Source organism: Micromonospora sp. I033 (assembly GCF_053890995.1).
This window is the reverse complement of the sequence record NZ_JBSSLX010000001.1, coordinates 96633-113484: the sequence shown is the minus strand read 5'-3', so window position 1 is coordinate 113484 and position 16852 is coordinate 96633. Positions and strand designations below refer to the sequence as shown.

Genomic DNA, 16852 nt, shown 5'->3' with positions numbered 1-16852 from the left:
TGTCCCCGCCCGCCGGGGAGGGCCCGTCCGCGCGGATGGCCCCCGCGGCGGGGGGGGGCGGGCCCGGGGGGGGGTAGCCGCCTCCGGCCCGATCACCCACACGACCCCTTTGGGCGCCGGCCGATCACCGCCCCGCGGCCGCCCCCCCGTCACCGCCGATAGACGCTGCCTAGTGCTCTGACCGGGACCGTTTACCGGGTTGGCGGCGGCGGGGCCGGAACCGGTTGGGATGAGACGGACATCCGACGGGTTTGGGGGCGTGGTGGCGGACCTGGTTTACGCGTTCGGGTCCCAGTCTGCGAGCTGCTCCATCGGCTCGGTGTCGCCGGTGGTCTCCAGGCCGTCGAGCGGGACACGGTCGTAGAAGTAGAGGACCAGTTCGCTCGCTGCGCCCCGCATCGCCATGTCGCCCGGCTCCGCGTCGGCGGCGAGGTCGTCGCAGCGGACGCCGTCGGCGTTGAGGGTCAGGCGCCAGGACCGGCCCTCGGTCGTGTGCAGGTCGATGGTCGCCGGCTTGAACGGCCAGGGGACGGTCGTCGCCGAGACGGTCGTCAGGAACTCGTCGACGCCCTCGACCGCGACGTCCGTCGGCAGCGGCTGCGCGGCCCCCTGGGTGAGCTGGGCATCGTAGGTGTGAACGGCGATCTCCTGGATCTGGTGCCGGGCCACGGCTCCGCTGGTCTGCGGGGCCTGCGAGCGGCCCCACCAGGTCCAGCAGCCGCGGTCCGGGCCGGCCTCGCGCATCGCGTCGAGCATGAGCTCGGTCGACTCGGCGAGCCAGGCGTCCAGGGCTTCGCGGTCGCGGGGCGCGGTCGGGGCGCCCTTCGGGTCCGTCCTCGCCGGGGGCTCAGCGCCCGGGCCCGCCGCGATGATGGCGGCCTGGCGGCGGCGGCCGTCGCCGAGGTGCTGCGCCAGTTCGCGCAGCGTCCAGTCCGGGCAGGTCGGGACCTGGACGTCAAGGTCGGGGGCGGACGCGATCGCGGCGCGGAACGCGGCCGAGCGGTCTTCGATCAGTCGCAGGACCTCGGGGAACTCCAAAATGTTTTGCACCCCGGTTGTGTATCACTGCGCTCCGGCCGCCGAGTAGCGAATTTGTCGGACGAACGCGTCGACAGCCGGGCGGAGCGCCGGCGCCGAGTTCATCGGCCGCGGATTGGCGTTCGTGCTGCCGTACGTGATCCTGCAGTTGGGCCGGCCACTCATCCTGAAGCCCGCGCTGCGCGGACACCCCCTGCAGCAGCTCCACCGCCGGTCGCTGCCGTGGCACCACCCCGACGTCCTCGCCGCCCGACGCTGGGAACGAGCCCGGCATCCGCGGCGAACGCCAACAACGCTGGGGACGGCCCCGAACCGAGGCCAGCTGATTCGTTCCTGTCACATGCCGCCGAGCCATTCGGTCTAATTGGTGCAATTCAGCAGATCGAAGACCTCGCCGGAAAGGCCGCCCGCGCATGAAGACCATCGTTCTCGTCCACGGCTTCTGGGTGACCCCCCGCAGCTGGGAACACTGGATCGACCGCTACCAGCGGGCCGGCTACCACGTCATCGCGCCCGCCTACCCGGGGTTCGAGGTGGAGGTCGAGGCACTCAACGCCGACCCGACGCCGATCGAGGAGGTGACGGCCCCGGCGATCATCTCGCACCTGGAGTCGGTGGTCGGCGCTCTCGACGAGCCGCCGATCATCATCGGCCATTCCGCAGGCGGTGCGTTCACGCAGGTCCTGCTGGACCACGGATTCGGCGCCGCGGGTGTGGCGATCAACTCCGCGGCGACCGAAGGCGTGCTCGTCGCCCCGCCGTCCCAGATCAAGTCGACGTTCCCGGTGCTGAAGAACCCGGCGAACCGGCACAAGGCCGTCGGCCTGACGCCCGAGCAGTGGAAGTACACGTTCGCCAACACCTTCACCGAGGAAGAGTCCCTCGAGCTCTACCAGCGGTACCACGTCCCGGCATCCGGGCGGATCCTCTGGGACAGCGTGCTGGCGAACTTCCAGCCCGGCCCGCAGGACATCCACGTCGACTACCACAACGACAGCCGGGCGCCGCTGCTGTTCGTCTCCGGCGGCGAGGACCACCTCATGCCGCCGAGCGTGCAGCGGTCCAACGCCAAGCACTACAAGTCGTCGGAGACCATCACCGAGATCAGGGAATACGAAGGCATGGCGCACCTGCTGCCCGCGCAGAAGGGGTGGGAGCAGGTCGCCGACGACGTCCTGGCCTGGGCCGTGGAGCACGCCGGCTGGCCGGCCGCGACCGGCGCCTGAAGGACGTCCGCGTCACGCACACCGGCGGGCCGGCGGTCCTGATCGAGGCACACGTGGTGCCTGCCTCCTGATCACCGCCGCCGACCCGGTCTCGCGGGTCAGCCGCTGGATCGAAGATCGCAGTGGCAGGTCGATCAGACGATTGTCCGCACCGCCCCGCCGCCACCGCACCATCGAAATCCCATGAGCCGTTCCGCTTCTGTCGCCGTCCGTGCACTACGGCGCGTCCCGGCTCGCTCGGGCCAGGGTTTGCTCTTCCGCCCGTTCGAGCCAGCCCGGTACCAGCGAGTGAAACCCATTGGACTCCCGTCGGACTCGTACAGAGGCCGGAACCCGCCGAAGCTGGCTGTGTCGTCCGCCCACGTCTGACCGCGAGCAGGTCCACCGATGCGAGGGCTTCGCGGTGAGCGCAGCCACGGCCGGTTTCGGACGAGGTCTACGCCCCGACCGCAGGCGAAATTCTCCCCGGGTCAGCAGGCGATGTGGCAGCGGTACCGGTCCAACACGGCCCGATTGGCGCGCAAGGTGACGGGTCGCCACCGCTGCGGTGATCGGAACGACAACTCACGTACCTTCTCTGCCGCGGAGCGCGTTGGGATGCGTGACTTTGCTGCGCCTGGCGCAGACGGCGATCGAGCAGCCTTCCGCAGGCCCCGCTGGGCAGAGGGGAGCGCTACCTCGACTTACTAATCGGCTCTGCTCAGATCCGGGTTCATCGAGTCGATGCCGTCGTCCAGGTCACCGGCGAGCGAGTCTGGGGCACGCATGCGCCACGCGTCGGTGACGAGCTCCTTCAGACGATCGACGCTTACCTGCGTCAACCGCAGCATGACCAGGGGCAACCCGTCATACGCGGGCGTGGTGAAGAAGACCTCTGGCTCGCCGAGGAGTAACGCCTGCTTCTCCGCCTCGTCGCCCACGTACAGCACCGCGATATCGGTCCGGATGCGGCGCGACGCACCAGGCCTGCGCTCGGGGTAGGACCAGACGAACCCCTTGTCGGAGACCCGGAAGTCGAAACCGTCGCTGTCGACCTCGACCACGTGAGGCAGCCCCAGCGCCACGTGACGGACATCGTCCGCGTCAGCCATCGAGGTCGCTCCAGGACACCGCCTCCTGCATCCGTACAGCCTAACCGCCGCGCCGCCACCGGCCCACGGGACTCGACGGCGAGGCGACCCGCCGGTAGCGACAGAGCCGCCGGCGGACCGTGCAGAACCAAGGCCTTTCTGCTGGCGTCGGTGACCGCTGGCCCGGCCGCACGCGCTCAAGCTGCCTGGAGTCCGGCCGCGGGCGAGGGTCTGCGGCTGCCACTCGGACGGGCCGGCGTGCGGATGCCGCGCGGTGGGAAGCTGTCAACCATGGGAAGCCGACCCGGGCCAGTGGAAATCATGTGGCGGCAGGGGGCGGAGGCCTTCGCCTTCCTGATCGAGGAGTGGGATTTCACCGGTCCTGAGCGCACCGACGCCGGAATCGCCTTCCACCGGCCCGACCTGCATGTCGAGGTCGAGATCTGGGCGTGGAAGAACGAAGCCGGCTTCCACACAGGGGTGCGCTGGGTGGACCCGGCGGCCGGCGAGCAGGAGACCGCCGGGTTGGACCGTCTCTACGTCGAGTGCGGCCTCGGCCCGCCACAGCACGTCCCCGAGAACCTCGGCGGCGGACACACCATTGTCAAGCGGTTGACCCAGCACGCCCGAGCTCTACGGCTGCTCATGCCGTACCTGACCGGACCGGCGGCGGCCGCACTGTTCCGTCGATGTCGCAGTGGTCCGCGACAGGAGCCGGAATGACGTCTCGGGTGGCCTCGACAAACGCAGCGGCATGCCGCGGGGCGCGCGGTCGGTCACGCCCGCCGATCCGCTAATCCTCGAAGGCGAACTCGAAGGTGCCCGCCTCGATGCGGTCGATGAGCTGGCTGACATCGTCCGCTTGCCGGATCGCGTTCTCCCAACCGTTGCTCGTGATGTCGACCAGCAGCACCGGTGCAGGGTCGCTGCGCAGATCGAGTACGAGCTGTTCACGGGAGCCGGCACCACCGATGATCGCGATGCCGGGGTGCGCGTCGGTGGCTTCGTCCCATGCATCATGCAGCTCGAACATCTCGCGTGGCGAATAGAGGCAAACGTAGGCTCCGCTGGTCACCCAGCCTCGCCGGAACCACGACTCACCTTGGAGGTAGGCGCGCCACTCGACCGGCAGAGATCGGCCCAATGCCTTGTCGGCGTCGATGAATTCCTGGTCGCTCACTGGGCCGCGGTACTCGGCTTCCTCGATGATCACGCCGACGAGGTGGGCGTTGAGGTCGGCAAGCTGCTCGGCGGGGATCCAGTACTCCAGTACGTCGCGGCCACCGGCCTGGTGAACCTCGTAGCGGTCCAGGTACGAACGCTGCACGTCGAACCGGGTCACGTAGCCGACACCCTCGGCGGGGACGTTCCACTCGCGGGCGATCTTCGTGGCGTACCAGCGGTTGAGTACGGGGTAGAAGATCGGCTGGTCCGGCAGGCGTGGTGGCCAAGCCCGCCACCCCGACGCCGCCACGAGGTCAAGTTCGGCCTGCCCGGTGGGCCGCCACAGGGTGATCGTGTCGGAGTTGTCGATGTTCTGCTCCTCGCCAGTCGTGGTTGCGGGTGGTCGTGGCGAGCCACGCGTCAAACATTCTGGTGGTATCGGCCCCGACCGTCGCCGTTGCCCGGTCGGCTCGGCCATGCGAAGAGGCGCAGACGCACTGTCCGGATGCGCTCACCTGCCGAGAACCGCGCATTCGTTTCTCGCCGGTCGGTGCGCAGTCATGCCGATGTGAGTGCGACGGTTGACCGGTTGACAGAAATCAAGCTGGAGGGTGTCGGATCTGCCGGATGCCGTTCGTAGCGTCTGCAGACGGACGTCGGGTCCGGGGACGATCAGAGGGAGCGGACATGCCTGAATACCTCATCTACTTCAATCAGCAGTGGGTGGGTGACCACACCGAGGAGTGGTTCCGCGGGCGCGGTCCACTCGCCAGGGCGGTTGTTGATGAGATCAAGGCCGCCGGGGCATTCGTCTTCGCCGGGGGCCTGGAGGAAGAGGACGGCCCGGTCTTCACCGCAGACGCCACAAGCGGTGCGGTGGTCTTCACCGACGGGCCCTATGTCGAGAGCAAGGAGTTCCTGGGTGGCCTGACCATCGTGGATGTGCCGGATGAGGCGACCGCCCGGATGTGGGCCGGCAAAATCGCGGAGGCATGCGGCTGGCCGCAGGAGGTTCGCCGGTTCAAGCCGCGGCGCGTCTTGCAGGGATGAGATCGTCGCCCGTCGGCTCAGGCTTGAGCCGAGGCGTGGCCGGCACCGGGGCGACGTCGCTGCTGCGGTATCGGCAAGGATTCGACCAGGCACGGGGGCGGCCAGAAAAGTGCCGCCCACGGAGCCGGCCGACGAAAGCGCTTCGCCGTACTCATCTGCCGCAGACCGAGCGGTTGCGGTGCACGGCTGGATCGCCGGGCGCGGCCGGCAGGTGCACGAGGAGTCCGACGTGCCGGCCCGACGTCGAGACCGTCCTGAGCAAAGTCGTCGAGGTCCTGCCTGCGAGGGTCCGCCGAGCGACCGGTGCGCCGGCAGCCCGGCGAGTCGGTCCGGCCCACAGGCAGAGGCTGCGGCAACTGCAGCGGTAGCCTGCCGTCATGGGGAGCGCCGAACTGGATGAGTTGATCCTCGCGGACGCCGACGCGCTGCGCGCGTGGTTGTCGGCCAACCACGCCACGTCGCCCGGTGTCTGGCTCGCCCTGACCAAGAAGGGCGGCACCGTCACGACGCTGACCTGGCAGCAGGCGGTCGACGAGGCCCTGTGTTTCGGCTGGATCGACGGGCAGGCCCGTAAACGGGATCAGGAGTCCTCCTGGATCCGGTTCACCCCTCGCAGGCCCCGCAGTTCCTGGTCACAACGCAATGTCGCCCACGTGGCCCGGCTGGAAGCGCAGGGCCGAATGCTGCCCCCAGGCCGCGCCGCGGTGAAAGCCGCGAAGGCCGACGGGCGGTGGACGGCCGCCTACGCCCCGCCGTCGGAAGCCGAGGTCCCGGCCGACCTGCTCGCCGCCATCGCCGCCGAACCCGCCGCGCAGGCCATGTTCGACGTACTCACCAAAACCAACCGGTTCGCCCTCATCTACCGCGTCAATGCCGTCAAACGCGCGGAGACCCGCGAGCGGAAGATCCGCGAGTTCGTCGCCATGCTGGCCCGTCACGAGACGATCTACCCGCAGAAGGCCAAGCCTCCGAACTCGCCGTAGTCAAACATTTTCGTGATCATGTAACGGCATGTTGCCGCCGACGTGCGCCCGCCAGCCGCTACCGCCCGGCTCTGCCGAATCGAGTGTGGTCAGGGTGTTCGACTCTCCCAGACCGGCTCCTGGGGCTCGTCATTGTGCACGATGATGTCGACGTGATCGGTCGGGCGGACCGTAGCGAAGTAGAACTGCTGGGAGGGGATGTAACGCTCGCGCCAGCGCCGTTCGACTTCTGCCCGAGATGACACCCGGCGCTCGCGGATCACCGCACGTCCCACTGTCTTCTCGAGCGCGGTTGACACGAAGATGCGCAGATCCCACCTGCCGATCAGCTCCGGGCGCATGAGGAAGACGCCGTCGAAGACCAGCACGGCGTCGGCGGTGGCAGTGGTGGCCGGCGGGGACAGCGCCGTATCCGCGGTGCGGTCGTAGACCGCGTGTTGGAAGCGTCGATCTCCGGCCGGGCCGAGCGAATCGAGCAAAACCCGGTTCAGCGCCTGGTAGTCGTGGGCGTCGAAGTAGCAAGCTTCGGCCGAGTACTCGCCGCGCGGATAGCGCTGTGCCCGGGGGACGAGGAAATCGTCGATCGTCGCGCCGATGACGTCGCGGCCCTGGTCGCGCAAGATGACGGCCAGCTCGTCGGCGAGGGTGGTTTTGCCGGCGGCGGGCGGTCCGTCGATGGCAACCCGCGTCGGGTGTGCGACGGTGATGGACCCAACTGCCTCAGCCAGGCGGCCGAGCACCTCGTTGCGGGTGCCTTGGTCCATCTCCTGGCCCGTCCGATTCTCGCGAAGGTTGCCGTGTCGAGCCGACCTTATGCGCGTCAGCCTTTTCCGCGCCCGCCACGCCCGAGTCAGCGAGTTTGCCGCGTGCGCAGTGGTGCAGTCGCGGCGCAACCGGGCAGCAGGACGTGGGCCGACCTCCACGCCGCGTCGCGTCGATGATCGGAGACACTTTCACCGTGCGAAACGACCTCGACCAGATCGAAGCGGCGTTCGTCGGCACGCCACTGGCCGGCCTGCCGATCGGGCACGGCCCGTCGGGCACTGTCCTCGTCGACGACATCGACCCCAATCGCCTGCACGAGGCCTGGCAGGCTGCCGAGGCGCTGGTGCCGGTCATCGGCCGCCGGCCCGTCATGGTCACCGACGACTTCGACGACACGCTGAGGATCCGGCCCGAGCCCGAGCCGGGCCCGTCGGTGTCGGAGCTGCGCGCGTTCGCCGAGGCGGCCCAGGCTTCCGATCCCTGGCTGACCTACCGCCACTACAGCGAGGACGACGAGGTCGACGAGGGCGAGGTCAGGTACTACGCGCGCGGTGTGGCCGGCGTCGACCTGACAGCTCTGGTGTCGGACGTGGCGCTGCCGACTGAGCGCCCGGCGCTGGAGAGGGCGCTGTACGACCGGCTGCTCGCCGACGCCGACCTGTACGCCCGGGTGACTGGCAGCGTGCGGTTCGTGACGCAGACCGACTACTGGTACACGCCGGACAGCGTCCTGCTCATGCTGCTGCCCACCAGCGACGTCCGCAGCTCGGGGTACTGGGTGGACTTCTTCGGTGCGCTCACGCGGGAGTACCAGCAGAGGCTCGCCGAGGTGTTGGCGCAGTGGCGTCACCGGTGGGACGCCCGCCTGGTCGCGTCGTGGGGCACCATGCTGCAGTTCCAGGTGGGTCGTCGCCCGGCACCGGGTGACGAGGCCTGGACCGCGGCCGGCCAGCTCAAGGCGCTCGCCCCGAACCTCGACCTGCACCGGTGGGAGGTCGCCGTTGCCATGGCCGCAGGTGACGCGTGGTTTGTGCACAACCGGCCCTGACCAACCCGACCACGTTGCCCGCCGAGCTCGGCCGTGAACCGGGCTCGCCGATCCGCCAGCCCGCAACTGCCACTCCGCACTCTGCCTCGCGGCAACCCTCCGCTGGATCAACACTGGGTTCAGCGCGACGCCCTGGGTACATGGCGAGCGCGCGACCTGATCCACGTTTGCGGCCGGCCGGGGCTACGGTGCCGAGCACGTGTGCACCGGGTACAACGCCTTCCCGCGGTTGCTGGGCTCGTGCTGGAAGCGGCTGGCTTTTGACGCCGGGGGCGGCGAGCTCCGTATCCCTGCTGCCGCGCGCACACCTTGCGTCAACCGTTCGTGATCATGATGTGGTTGGCGCGTCGTGGCTCGGGCTCGAACATGGTCAGCAGGCTCTCGCCCTCGGCGACCACGGCGTCGCGCTCGGGCGTCGTGAGCGCGCGCAGCGGCGTGATCTGCAACGTCGCCGCGCCGTCGTCGACCGCGACCGCCCAGGTGCCCACGACCCGGCCGTCGACCAGCAGGAAGCGGGCACCCGTGACACTCAGCCCGCGATGTTCGGTGTCGATGACGCGGCTGCGGTCGTCGTAGCCGAGCACCGCGTTGTCGAACGCCGGCAGGAAACGCGGCGGCACCGGGGTCTCCGGGTCGGGCAGCGCGCCGTCGGGAACGTCGAGCAACTCGCGGCCGCGCTCGTCGCGGAACGTCCGCAACGACGGTCGCAACCGCTGAACGGACTCCCGCAGCCCGCTCAGCCCCGACCAGGCGCGGATGTCAGCGCTGGCCGCCGGCCCGTAGGCGGCTAGGTACCGCAGGACCAGCGCGTCGACGGCGGCCGGCGACTCCGGCTCCAGCGGGCGGCCCAGCCACATCTCGATCGTGGTGTTGTACGCGGCGCCGCGCTCGCCCCAGACACCGCGGGGCGGCACCTGCACGAGCGGCACGAGCGTGCTGAGCGCGTCACCCAGCGAGCGCGGCTCCACCCCCGGCCAGCGGTCGGCGATCGCGCGAGCCGCCTCGGTCAGCATGCGCGGCCGCTCCTCGAACAGCGGCCGGCCCAGCCTCGCCAACTCGTCGAGGCCGACGCCGGGCAGCACCCGGCGCAGCGTCGACCACATGCGTGAGACCAGCATTGCCTGGTGCACCGGCCGCAGCGCCAGGCAGTCGCGCGCGGTCACCAGATGGAGGGTGCGGCGCATCAGCAGCGTGCGGACCGCCCGGCGGCTCACTAGCAGCTCGGCCAACGCCGACGGCTGGAAGCCCGCCAGACGGCTCCACAACCCGACGTACGGCTCCAGGGGCTCCTGCGCCTGCAACCCCACCAAGTGTTCAAGGGCGTCGGCGACCGGCATGTCGTGCCGCTGCAGCAGGAGTTGGCGAGCCAGAAGCGCCCGGTTGAGGGCGCGGCGGTCGAGCACGATCACGGCGATGACACTATCTCCCACCCCAGACACATCCCCGCGTCGTGCAGCGGGTCACCGACGAGCCCGTCACCACGCCGGCCAGAGAATCCCGCCGGAGAGGGAAACCCGCATCACGTTCTCCCAGCCGTTGCAGAGCGACGAAGGCTTCGAGAGGGGCGCGACGCGGCGTCGTCAAGGCGGAGACCCGGAGCCGTCACTCATATCCCATGGCCGGGATGACTTTGCCGAGTGCTTCTTTGACGAACTCGCGGGTTTCGTCGTCGAACTGGTTGTTGCGGTTCGTCAACCTGTGCGACTGAAACATTGAAGAGGTGGCGAAGTCGTCGACGCCGAGCCGTTCGAACAGGGCGCGGCGCTGCCCGGGCCAGTCGGCTGCGAGATCTTCCGCTTTCACCTCGATGTATCGCCTGCCCGTCAGGTCGACCGTGTCCTTCCAGGTGAGCCATCGGTGGTAGACCGGCTTGAGGTAGGCGAGTGCGCCGTCGACGGTCGACGGTGCCCATGGCTGAGCCAGATGGGATGCGAGCACTGAGACCGGGTGACGCTTGATGTGCACGATGGTCGCTTCGGGGACCAGTTCCCAGAGGAACTCCATGCACAGCAGGTTGAACGGTGTCTTCTCGCACCAGGTCGGCTTGCCCGCGTCGGCGGCTGCTCCGCCGAACATGGTGTCGATCAGACCCCGCAGGATTCCGAGCAGTTCGCCCCGGTCGCTGAAATACCTGGGGACCACCCGCCGGCGGCTGAGCGGCTCGAACGGCCCGGCAGGCCGGTCGGCGTTTCCGAAGCCTTCCGCGGGCGCAGGTTCGTCGTATGTGTGCGCGATCAACTGCGGCCAGAGCTGTTGCACCGCGTCCCGGTAGCGCCCCTGGCCGACCAGCTCGGGAACGGTCTTGCCGCGATCGTCGCGCCGGCCGGGCACTCGTACGGTGAGGAAGTCGCTCAGCCGGTGCAGGGCGTCCTCACCGACGGTCGGGTCGTATCGATCGGTGAGCGCGTCAGCCAGGTCCCGTAGACCACCCGGGTCGACGAGGAACTTGGTCTCCATGGGAATCCGATGGATCAGCGGATGTTCGCCGATGATGTCGGCGATCCGTGACGTTCCCGAACGACCCGTACCCGCGACGAAAATCGGTGAGGGGGAAGGCATGGCGAGCAGTCAAACTTTCCGCCCGGCGCCTGTGCAAGCCATTTATCCCCTTCACGAGCTGCTACGGGCTTTACCCGCACCCGCCGCGCCGGGTCCGTGCCGGACGGCCGCCTCCGACAAGCGAGCAACGAATTGTCGGAGCTTCCCAACGCGCTGCATCCCTCCCACACGGATGCCCTGATCTCGGCATGCCCCGCGGGTGCCGCCCGCTGGGACGCTCGGCCGCGCTCTGCGGATGGCCCTCCGGCTCGTACGCCGACGGCCCTCGTTGCCTGCGCTGGACGGGGGAGCACGTTGGGAGCGGCTGGGAGCACTGGACGGCGATGAACGGGACCCCGTAGGCCACGCCCGGACCTTCACTTCCGCAGATCGGGGCGTGTTCCTCGTTGATCTTGCTGTACTGACCTCCTCGGGAAGACCGAAGGCATCAGTGCTAGGTGGTCGCCCTAGATGACTGCGCTGGTCGCCCGCTGCTCCCCGGAGACTGGCATCGCCTCGCTGACCCGCTACCGGCGCCAGCAGGACATCGAGCGGAGGCACGATTACTGCATGAGGTGACGGACCCGTTCGAAAGCAGGATCGAGCTGCGTTTCCACCGTTGCGCGGCCCTCTCGCCACCGCGGCAGGTGTGACTCGAGCTCGGTCCGCGCGTTGCTCTGTGAGTCGACGTAGAAATGCAGCATGCGTTCGCGGCCCCCGGTTTCGTGCGCGACGAGCGCGCCGTTGCCTCCGATGGCGGCGCTCAGTTCGTCCTCGAACCTGCGTAGGGCAGCCAGCGACTCGTCCACCGGGAGCTGCCCTTCGTTGTGCCGCTGATAGGGCAGCCTGATCGGCATGTACAGGTCGAACCGTGGCCAGCGAGCGGGGCGTAGCGGTGACGCCGCCGTGGCGAGCAGCGGTGTGCCATCCCGCCGCTGGCCCTGCATGAGCACCCAGGAGTCCTCGTCGCCGGCCACGGCCGTGACCGCGTGCCGGAGGTCCTCCGGCGTTCTGGGGTTCGTCGGCTCAATCGCGGTCCAGGTGATCTTGCCGAGCCAGGTCTCCACGTCGTCTTCGCCAAGCGCCCAGTCGAGCGTGAGGAAGGTGATCTGGGCTTGGATGTTGTCCGGCAGGTCGGCGAATGCGGGGTGGTAGCAGGCGACGTCGATCTGATGGCTCTGCATGTTCACGGCAACGCCGTACCGGACGTGCGTGAGTTCCAGCGAGTGACCGCCAAGTTCAATGGTGGACTCGAAGGCCGACCGATCGCCGGTGCGTACGGACCGGTAGGACCAGGTTTCGTCGGCAGGTGGAGCGGCGGTCAACCACCGGGCGGCGATGGCACGTATCGTTGCCTGCCCGCCGGACGTAACGACCAGCACGTGCGCGGACGTGACGCCGGGAGCCAACTCCCATTGCAGGTCGGGATGGATCGCGTGGACACGACGACCGAGCTCATCGGCGAAGTCCCGCACTGCGCCGGTGAGGATCGCCTCCGCTACATCGTCGCGTGCTGTCGCCCACCACCGCCAGAACTCGGCGATGGTTTCGGCTTCGGGCCGTGCCTTCTTCCGAAAAAGACCCATGGCCGCGCAGCGTAACGGACAGCGTGTTCACGTGCTCATTGCACTCTGCTGGCCGACGGAGCCTGCCATATCGTGACCCCGATCCGCGGCTCATGACACTGCGTCCACCATCGGCCCGACCAGGTTTGCCATCCGGATGGGCTCGTCCTCGGCGAGCTTCTGACTTGTGCAGATGCGCAAAGTCGTTCTTGTGTCGCTGACGACACCGCGGTGAGGGTGAGCAGAACCCGTGCCGCAAGGAGTCGGCCGGGCGCTGGACACCTTGCAGGAGCACAGATGCGCAGACTCAAGGCACCACCCGCCCTCGCCATCCTGGCGGCGGCCGCCCTCCTCGGAACCACCGCCCAGGCCGCGAACGCGGCGCCCTCATCGCCGACGGGCGCGACGACGGCCGCGGAGGCCTCCGTCCCGGCCACCGTGGCGCCCGGCACGGACACCCCTGCGCTCGTGGACGACCTCGCCGACCCGGTCGACGCCACGATCGCACCGGACAAGGCCGCCAAGGCCCACCTCGCGGGCCACAAGGACCGCTACAAGATCGCCGACGCGGCCGGCACGCTCACCACGGCGAGCGTCGACACGCAGGGCGCGCGGGAGACGGTCCGGCTGAACCAGAAGTACAAGGGCCTGCCGGTGTTCGGCGCCCAGTACGTGGTGCGGATGGAGAAGAAGGCCGGCAAGCGCACGGTGACCGGCACGTCGGGCAGCTACTTCACGGACCTCGACGTCGACACGACGGCCACCCGGATGCCCGCGAACGTCGCGATCTCCCGAGCGGTCGAGGACGTACGCAAGAGCCTGCACCCCGGCGCGGCCGTCGTGGCCGGCGCCCCGCGGCCCGGCACGAAGCCCGATGCGGCCCACACCGACCTCACCGGCACCGACCAGGGGCTCGTGGTCATGCCGACCGGCACCGGCGTGCTCGCCCGGCGCGTGCTGGTCAAGGGCAAGGACGTCGTCACGGGCCAGCCCGTGCTCCGCGACGTGTACGTGGGCGCGACGAACGGCGTGACGCTGCTCAGCGTCAGCCGGATCAAGTCGTTCGCCACCGCGCAGCAGGCCGCCGCCCTGGCCGCCGGCGGCAGCGCCGTCGCGCCGCGGGCCGTGACGGAGCCGGCCCCGCCGGGCACCGGCACGACGCCGGTCGTCGGCGAGGGCACGAGCCTGCACGGCGCCACGCTGTCGGTCCCGCTCGTGCGGATCGACGACGCCGGCTCCTACCTCATGATCGACCAGACGCACACCCTCCCGGACGGCCGGACGGTGCCGATCACCACCTGGGACGCTCGGGGCCGGGACTACTACGAACTGCTCGACGGCCAGCTGCCCGAGGGCGTGGGACCGTTCGCGTCGCCGTCGAGCACCCTCGGCGCGGACCTGACCGACGCCGGCGCCGTGGACGCGGCCTGGGACGCAGCGAAGGTTTTCGAGTGGTTCCAGACGCAGCTCGGGCGCAACAGCCTGGACGGCGACGGCATGCCGATCAACTCGATCGTCGGCATCACCTACGGCGGCTACCCGTTCGTCAACGCGTACTGGGACGGCACCCGCATGGTGTACGGCAGCGGCGACGACGAGTACCTGCCGCTGGCCGCCGACCTGGACGTCGTGGGCCACGAGATGACGCACGGTGTGGTGGAGAACTCCGCCAGCCTCGTCTACGCCGGCCAGCCGGGCGCGCTCAACGAGGCGATCGCCGACTACTTCGGCAACGCCATCGACCTCGACGCGGCGGGCACGCCGATGTCCGACCCCGAGGCGAGCCTGATCGGCGGCGACCTCTGCCGCACCCTGACGCCCACCAAGTGCGCCCTGCGCAACCTCGACGACGGCGCCACCACGGCGGACTTCCAGCACCTCATGGACACGCCGCAGATGGACGACGGCGGCGTGCACCTCAACTCGACGATCGTGTCCGGGGCGCTGTGGGACCTGCGTCAGGCGTTCGGCGGCCCGGTTGCCGACAAGATCGTCTACCGGGCGCTCACCGACTACCTCACGCCCATGTCCGACTTCGTCGACGCCCGCGACGCGGTGCTCGCCTCCGCCAAGTCCTTCGGCTTGAGCAACAAGGACGTCAAGGCGGTGCAGGCGGCGTTCGACTCGCGCGGGATCACCGCGAAGTGGAAGGCGAACCTGTACGGCAAGAACACCGACCTCCTGGTCGACCGGCTCAACACCGGGATGTACGTCGACATGACGGCGAGCATGGCCGGCGGCTGGTTCACCGTGCCGCGCTCGGACGCGAACCACACCCAGCCGCCGTCGATCTGGGTGGGCCGCACCGACGGCAAGGTCGCGCCGTACCGGATCTCCCCGGACGACGGGAACCCGCACAGCTTCCCGCACACCGACGGCAAGCGGGTCGTGTGGCTGTCGATCGAGGTGGACCCCGACTCGCCGACGTGGGAGACCAACCGCATCCTGTCGGCGCCCGTCGGCGGCGGCGACGTCGAGGAGCTCTACAGCTCCCCGTACCGGGTCGACGGCCTGGGCTTCGACGGCAGCGTCGTCGCGTGGAGCCAGTACGACCCGGAGCAGGGGTACCGCGACGTCGTGCGCTACCTGCAGGGCGGCTCGCGGACCGTCCACACCCTCGCCCACCCCGACTGGCTCGGGAACGCGACGGCGCCGAGCGTCAGGAACGGGAAGATCTCCTACGTCCGCTACGAGGACTACCCGCAGCCCGACGCCAACGGCAACTGGTGGTCGCTGGGCGTCGAGGTGTACGACGTCGCGACGGGTACGACGACCTTCGCCGGCGGTGACCCTGGCGCCGAGACGATGAGCTACCCCCAGGTGTCCGGCACCGGCGTCGCCTGGGTGATCAACCGTGACTACGGCAGGTACGTCGACGGCGAGTGGAGCCAGGGGACGTTCAACGACTCCGTGCGGCTCTTCGACTTCGCCACCGGCACGAGTCACCTGCTCTTCGAGGAGAACTCCCCGCAGGCGATCCGCGCCGACGTCCTCACGTTGTCCGACACGATGCTGACGGTCACCGAGGAGGCCCCCGTGGACCTCTGGCTCGGGACCGGCGGCTACCCGGACAACTCGCTCAACCCGAAGCTCAAGCAGTACACGTTCGACGGAACGTACGTCGGCCCGGCGTCGTGCAGCCCGGGCGCGCAGATGTTCGCGACGGCGGGCGCGGGGCGCGAGGTGATCTTCATGGACTCGTCGGCGGGCGGCTTCGGCCTGGCGTACGCGAAGGGAGCCAGGTCCTGCGAGTGAGCCCCTGCTAGGAGCGCGCCGCACGACGGCGCGCCGGGACCCCGAACGGCGGTCCCGGCGCGCCGTCGTCTTCGGGATGTGCCCTGGCAAACAAGGGATTGAACGAGCGGCGGCTGCGGGTGCCGGACCGGCAGGCCCGGTGCGGCATCCCGTCCTCACCTACCCCTTCAGCCACCCCCGCTCGGCCGCCAGCAGCGCGATCTGGAACCGGGTCCGGGCGCCGAGCATGGAACCCGCATCGCTGACATGTTTCTGCACGGTACGGCGGCTCACCTTGAGCACGCGTGCGATCGCCTCGTCCTTCATCCCGGTGGCCATCATGTGCAGGATTTCCCGTGTGCGCCGGTCCGGGCCCGCGGTCGTCAGACTGCCCTTCGGGGCGGGCCCGTGTCGGCTCGCCAGCGACACCGGGTCGGCGCGTTCCCACACGCTCTCGAACAGCGCCACCAGCGCCACCACCAACGCGGGGGAGTGCACGACCAGCGAACCCGCCGCGGGGCGGTCGCCGCGCACCGGCAGCAGAGCCGCAGCCCGGTCGAACACCACCAACTTCACCGGCAGCCGTGACGCCAGCCGCAGTTCCCCGCCCTGACCCGTCCCGCGCAGCGCCGTCCTGAGCGACACCGCGTCGGTGAAGCCCTCCGTCTCGTACACCGAGCGCATCCGCACCCCGGCCGCCACTCCCGGCTCCCCGACGGACGCCTGCGTGGCCGTCACATACGGCGGCTTGGCCAGATGCAGTACCTCGACCGAACTCCCCTTCAGCAGCTGACCGTAGCGCGCCGGCACCTCGTCCTCACGCTCCAGCACCTCCACCAGGTGCGCAGCGCGCGGCCCGGACACCGCCTCGTACACCTCGTGAAGCCGCTCCACGAGGCCCTCGACGCGGGCCAGTTCGGCCCGCCGCCGGGCCAGCAGGGCGCTGAGCGATGACCGCGGGGGACCGGCCGCCCATCGCGGTGCCGTTCCCTCGATCTGCAGAACCAGTGCGGAGTCCGTAAGGTGCCGCAGCGCTCGTTCCGCCTCCAACGGGGGCACCCCGACCGCCGCCGCCACCTCGGTGACGTCCGCCGACGGCACGGTCACCAGGTGCTCCAACACCCGCCCGGCGAGTGGATCCAGACCGGTTACCGCCCACGGGCTGCCCGCA

13 protein-coding genes and 1 pseudogene are annotated in these 16852 nt (G+C 69.6%); 6 read left to right on the top strand and 8 right to left on the bottom strand.

The genetic code is table 11. The annotated features are described in order from the left end of the window. Positions 1-276: 276 nt before the first annotated feature. Positions 277-1050: a maleylpyruvate isomerase N-terminal domain-containing protein gene (locus tag ACW0Q9_RS00485; protein WP_456177540.1), complete on the bottom strand. Its 774-nt coding sequence runs from the start codon at positions 1048-1050 to the stop codon at positions 277-279. Between the two features lie 401 nt (positions 1051-1451). Here ACW0Q9_RS00485 and ACW0Q9_RS00480 point away from each other — a divergent pair, with 401 nt between their 5' ends. Beyond that, positions 1452-2264, top strand: coding sequence for an alpha/beta hydrolase (locus tag ACW0Q9_RS00480; protein WP_456177538.1), 813 nt, complete (start codon positions 1452-1454; stop codon positions 2262-2264). Positions 2265-2950: 686 nt separating this feature from the next. Here ACW0Q9_RS00480 and ACW0Q9_RS00475 read toward each other — a convergent pair. Beyond that, positions 2951-3355, bottom strand: coding sequence for an MmcQ/YjbR family DNA-binding protein (locus ACW0Q9_RS00475; protein ID WP_456177536.1), 405 nt, complete (start codon positions 3353-3355; stop codon positions 2951-2953). Between the two features lie 300 nt (positions 3356-3655). On the opposite strand from ACW0Q9_RS00475, the gene ACW0Q9_RS00470 reads away from it, so the two are divergent. Beyond that, positions 3656-4057: a hypothetical protein gene (locus ACW0Q9_RS00470; protein WP_456177534.1), complete on the top strand. Its 402-nt coding sequence runs from the start codon at positions 3656-3658 to the stop codon at positions 4055-4057. 463 nt (positions 4058-4520) lie between these two features. Here the strand turns inward: ACW0Q9_RS00470 and ACW0Q9_RS00465 are convergent. Beyond that, positions 4521-4937 (bottom strand): annotated as a pseudogene (locus tag ACW0Q9_RS00465) (hypothetical protein); the annotation flags it as partial. A gap of 248 nt (positions 4938-5185) precedes the next feature. Here ACW0Q9_RS00465 and ACW0Q9_RS00460 point away from each other — a divergent pair. Both ACW0Q9_RS00460 and ACW0Q9_RS00455 read left to right on the top strand, forming a co-directional pair. Then, complete coding sequence (locus tag ACW0Q9_RS00460) at positions 5186-5548, top strand: YciI family protein (RefSeq protein ID WP_456177532.1); 363 nt, start codon at positions 5186-5188, stop codon at positions 5546-5548. A gap of 377 nt (positions 5549-5925) precedes the next feature. Continuing rightward, on the top strand, positions 5926-6531 hold the full coding sequence (locus tag ACW0Q9_RS00455; RefSeq protein ID WP_456177531.1) for a YdeI/OmpD-associated family protein: 606 nt from the start codon (positions 5926-5928) through the stop codon (positions 6529-6531). An 89-nt stretch (positions 6532-6620) separates the two neighbouring features. On the opposite strand, the gene ACW0Q9_RS00450 is transcribed toward ACW0Q9_RS00455, so the two are convergent. Further along, positions 6621-7295: a uridylate kinase gene (locus ACW0Q9_RS00450; RefSeq protein ID WP_456177529.1), complete on the bottom strand. Its 675-nt coding sequence runs from the start codon at positions 7293-7295 to the stop codon at positions 6621-6623. Between the two features lie 194 nt (positions 7296-7489). Between ACW0Q9_RS00450 and ACW0Q9_RS00445 the strand changes: the two genes are divergently transcribed. Further along, on the top strand, positions 7490-8344 hold the full coding sequence (locus ACW0Q9_RS00445; RefSeq protein WP_456177527.1) for a DUF4253 domain-containing protein: 855 nt from the start codon (positions 7490-7492) through the stop codon (positions 8342-8344). 314 nt (positions 8345-8658) lie between these two features. On the opposite strand, the gene ACW0Q9_RS00440 is transcribed toward ACW0Q9_RS00445, so the two are convergent. The 3 genes from ACW0Q9_RS00440 to ACW0Q9_RS00430 form a co-directional block, all read right to left on the bottom strand. Continuing rightward, a complete protein-coding gene (locus ACW0Q9_RS00440) occupies positions 8659-9753 on the bottom strand; it encodes a winged helix DNA-binding domain-containing protein (protein WP_456177525.1) in 1095 nt (364 codons plus the stop codon). Positions 9754-9946: 193 nt separating this feature from the next. Continuing rightward, positions 9947-10903 (bottom strand): sulfotransferase family protein, encoded by a 957-nt coding sequence (locus tag ACW0Q9_RS00435; RefSeq protein ID WP_456177524.1) that lies wholly within the window; start codon positions 10901-10903, stop codon positions 9947-9949. 542 nt (positions 10904-11445) lie between these two features. Beyond that, positions 11446-12468, bottom strand: coding sequence for a DUF695 domain-containing protein (locus ACW0Q9_RS00430; protein ID WP_456177522.1), 1023 nt, complete (start codon positions 12466-12468; stop codon positions 11446-11448). Positions 12469-12744: 276 nt separating this feature from the next. On the opposite strand from ACW0Q9_RS00430, the gene ACW0Q9_RS00425 reads away from it, so the two are divergent. Continuing rightward, positions 12745-15702 carry a M4 family metallopeptidase gene (locus ACW0Q9_RS00425; RefSeq protein WP_456177520.1) on the top strand — a complete coding sequence of 986 codons (2958 nt, stop codon included), beginning with the start codon at positions 12745-12747 and terminating at the stop codon, positions 15700-15702. 159 nt (positions 15703-15861) lie between these two features. On the opposite strand, the gene ACW0Q9_RS00420 is transcribed toward ACW0Q9_RS00425, so the two are convergent. Beyond that, a complete protein-coding gene (locus ACW0Q9_RS00420; RefSeq protein ID WP_456177518.1) occupies positions 15862-16803 on the bottom strand; it encodes a LuxR C-terminal-related transcriptional regulator in 942 nt (313 codons plus the stop codon). Between the last annotated feature and the right edge of the window lie 49 nt (positions 16804-16852).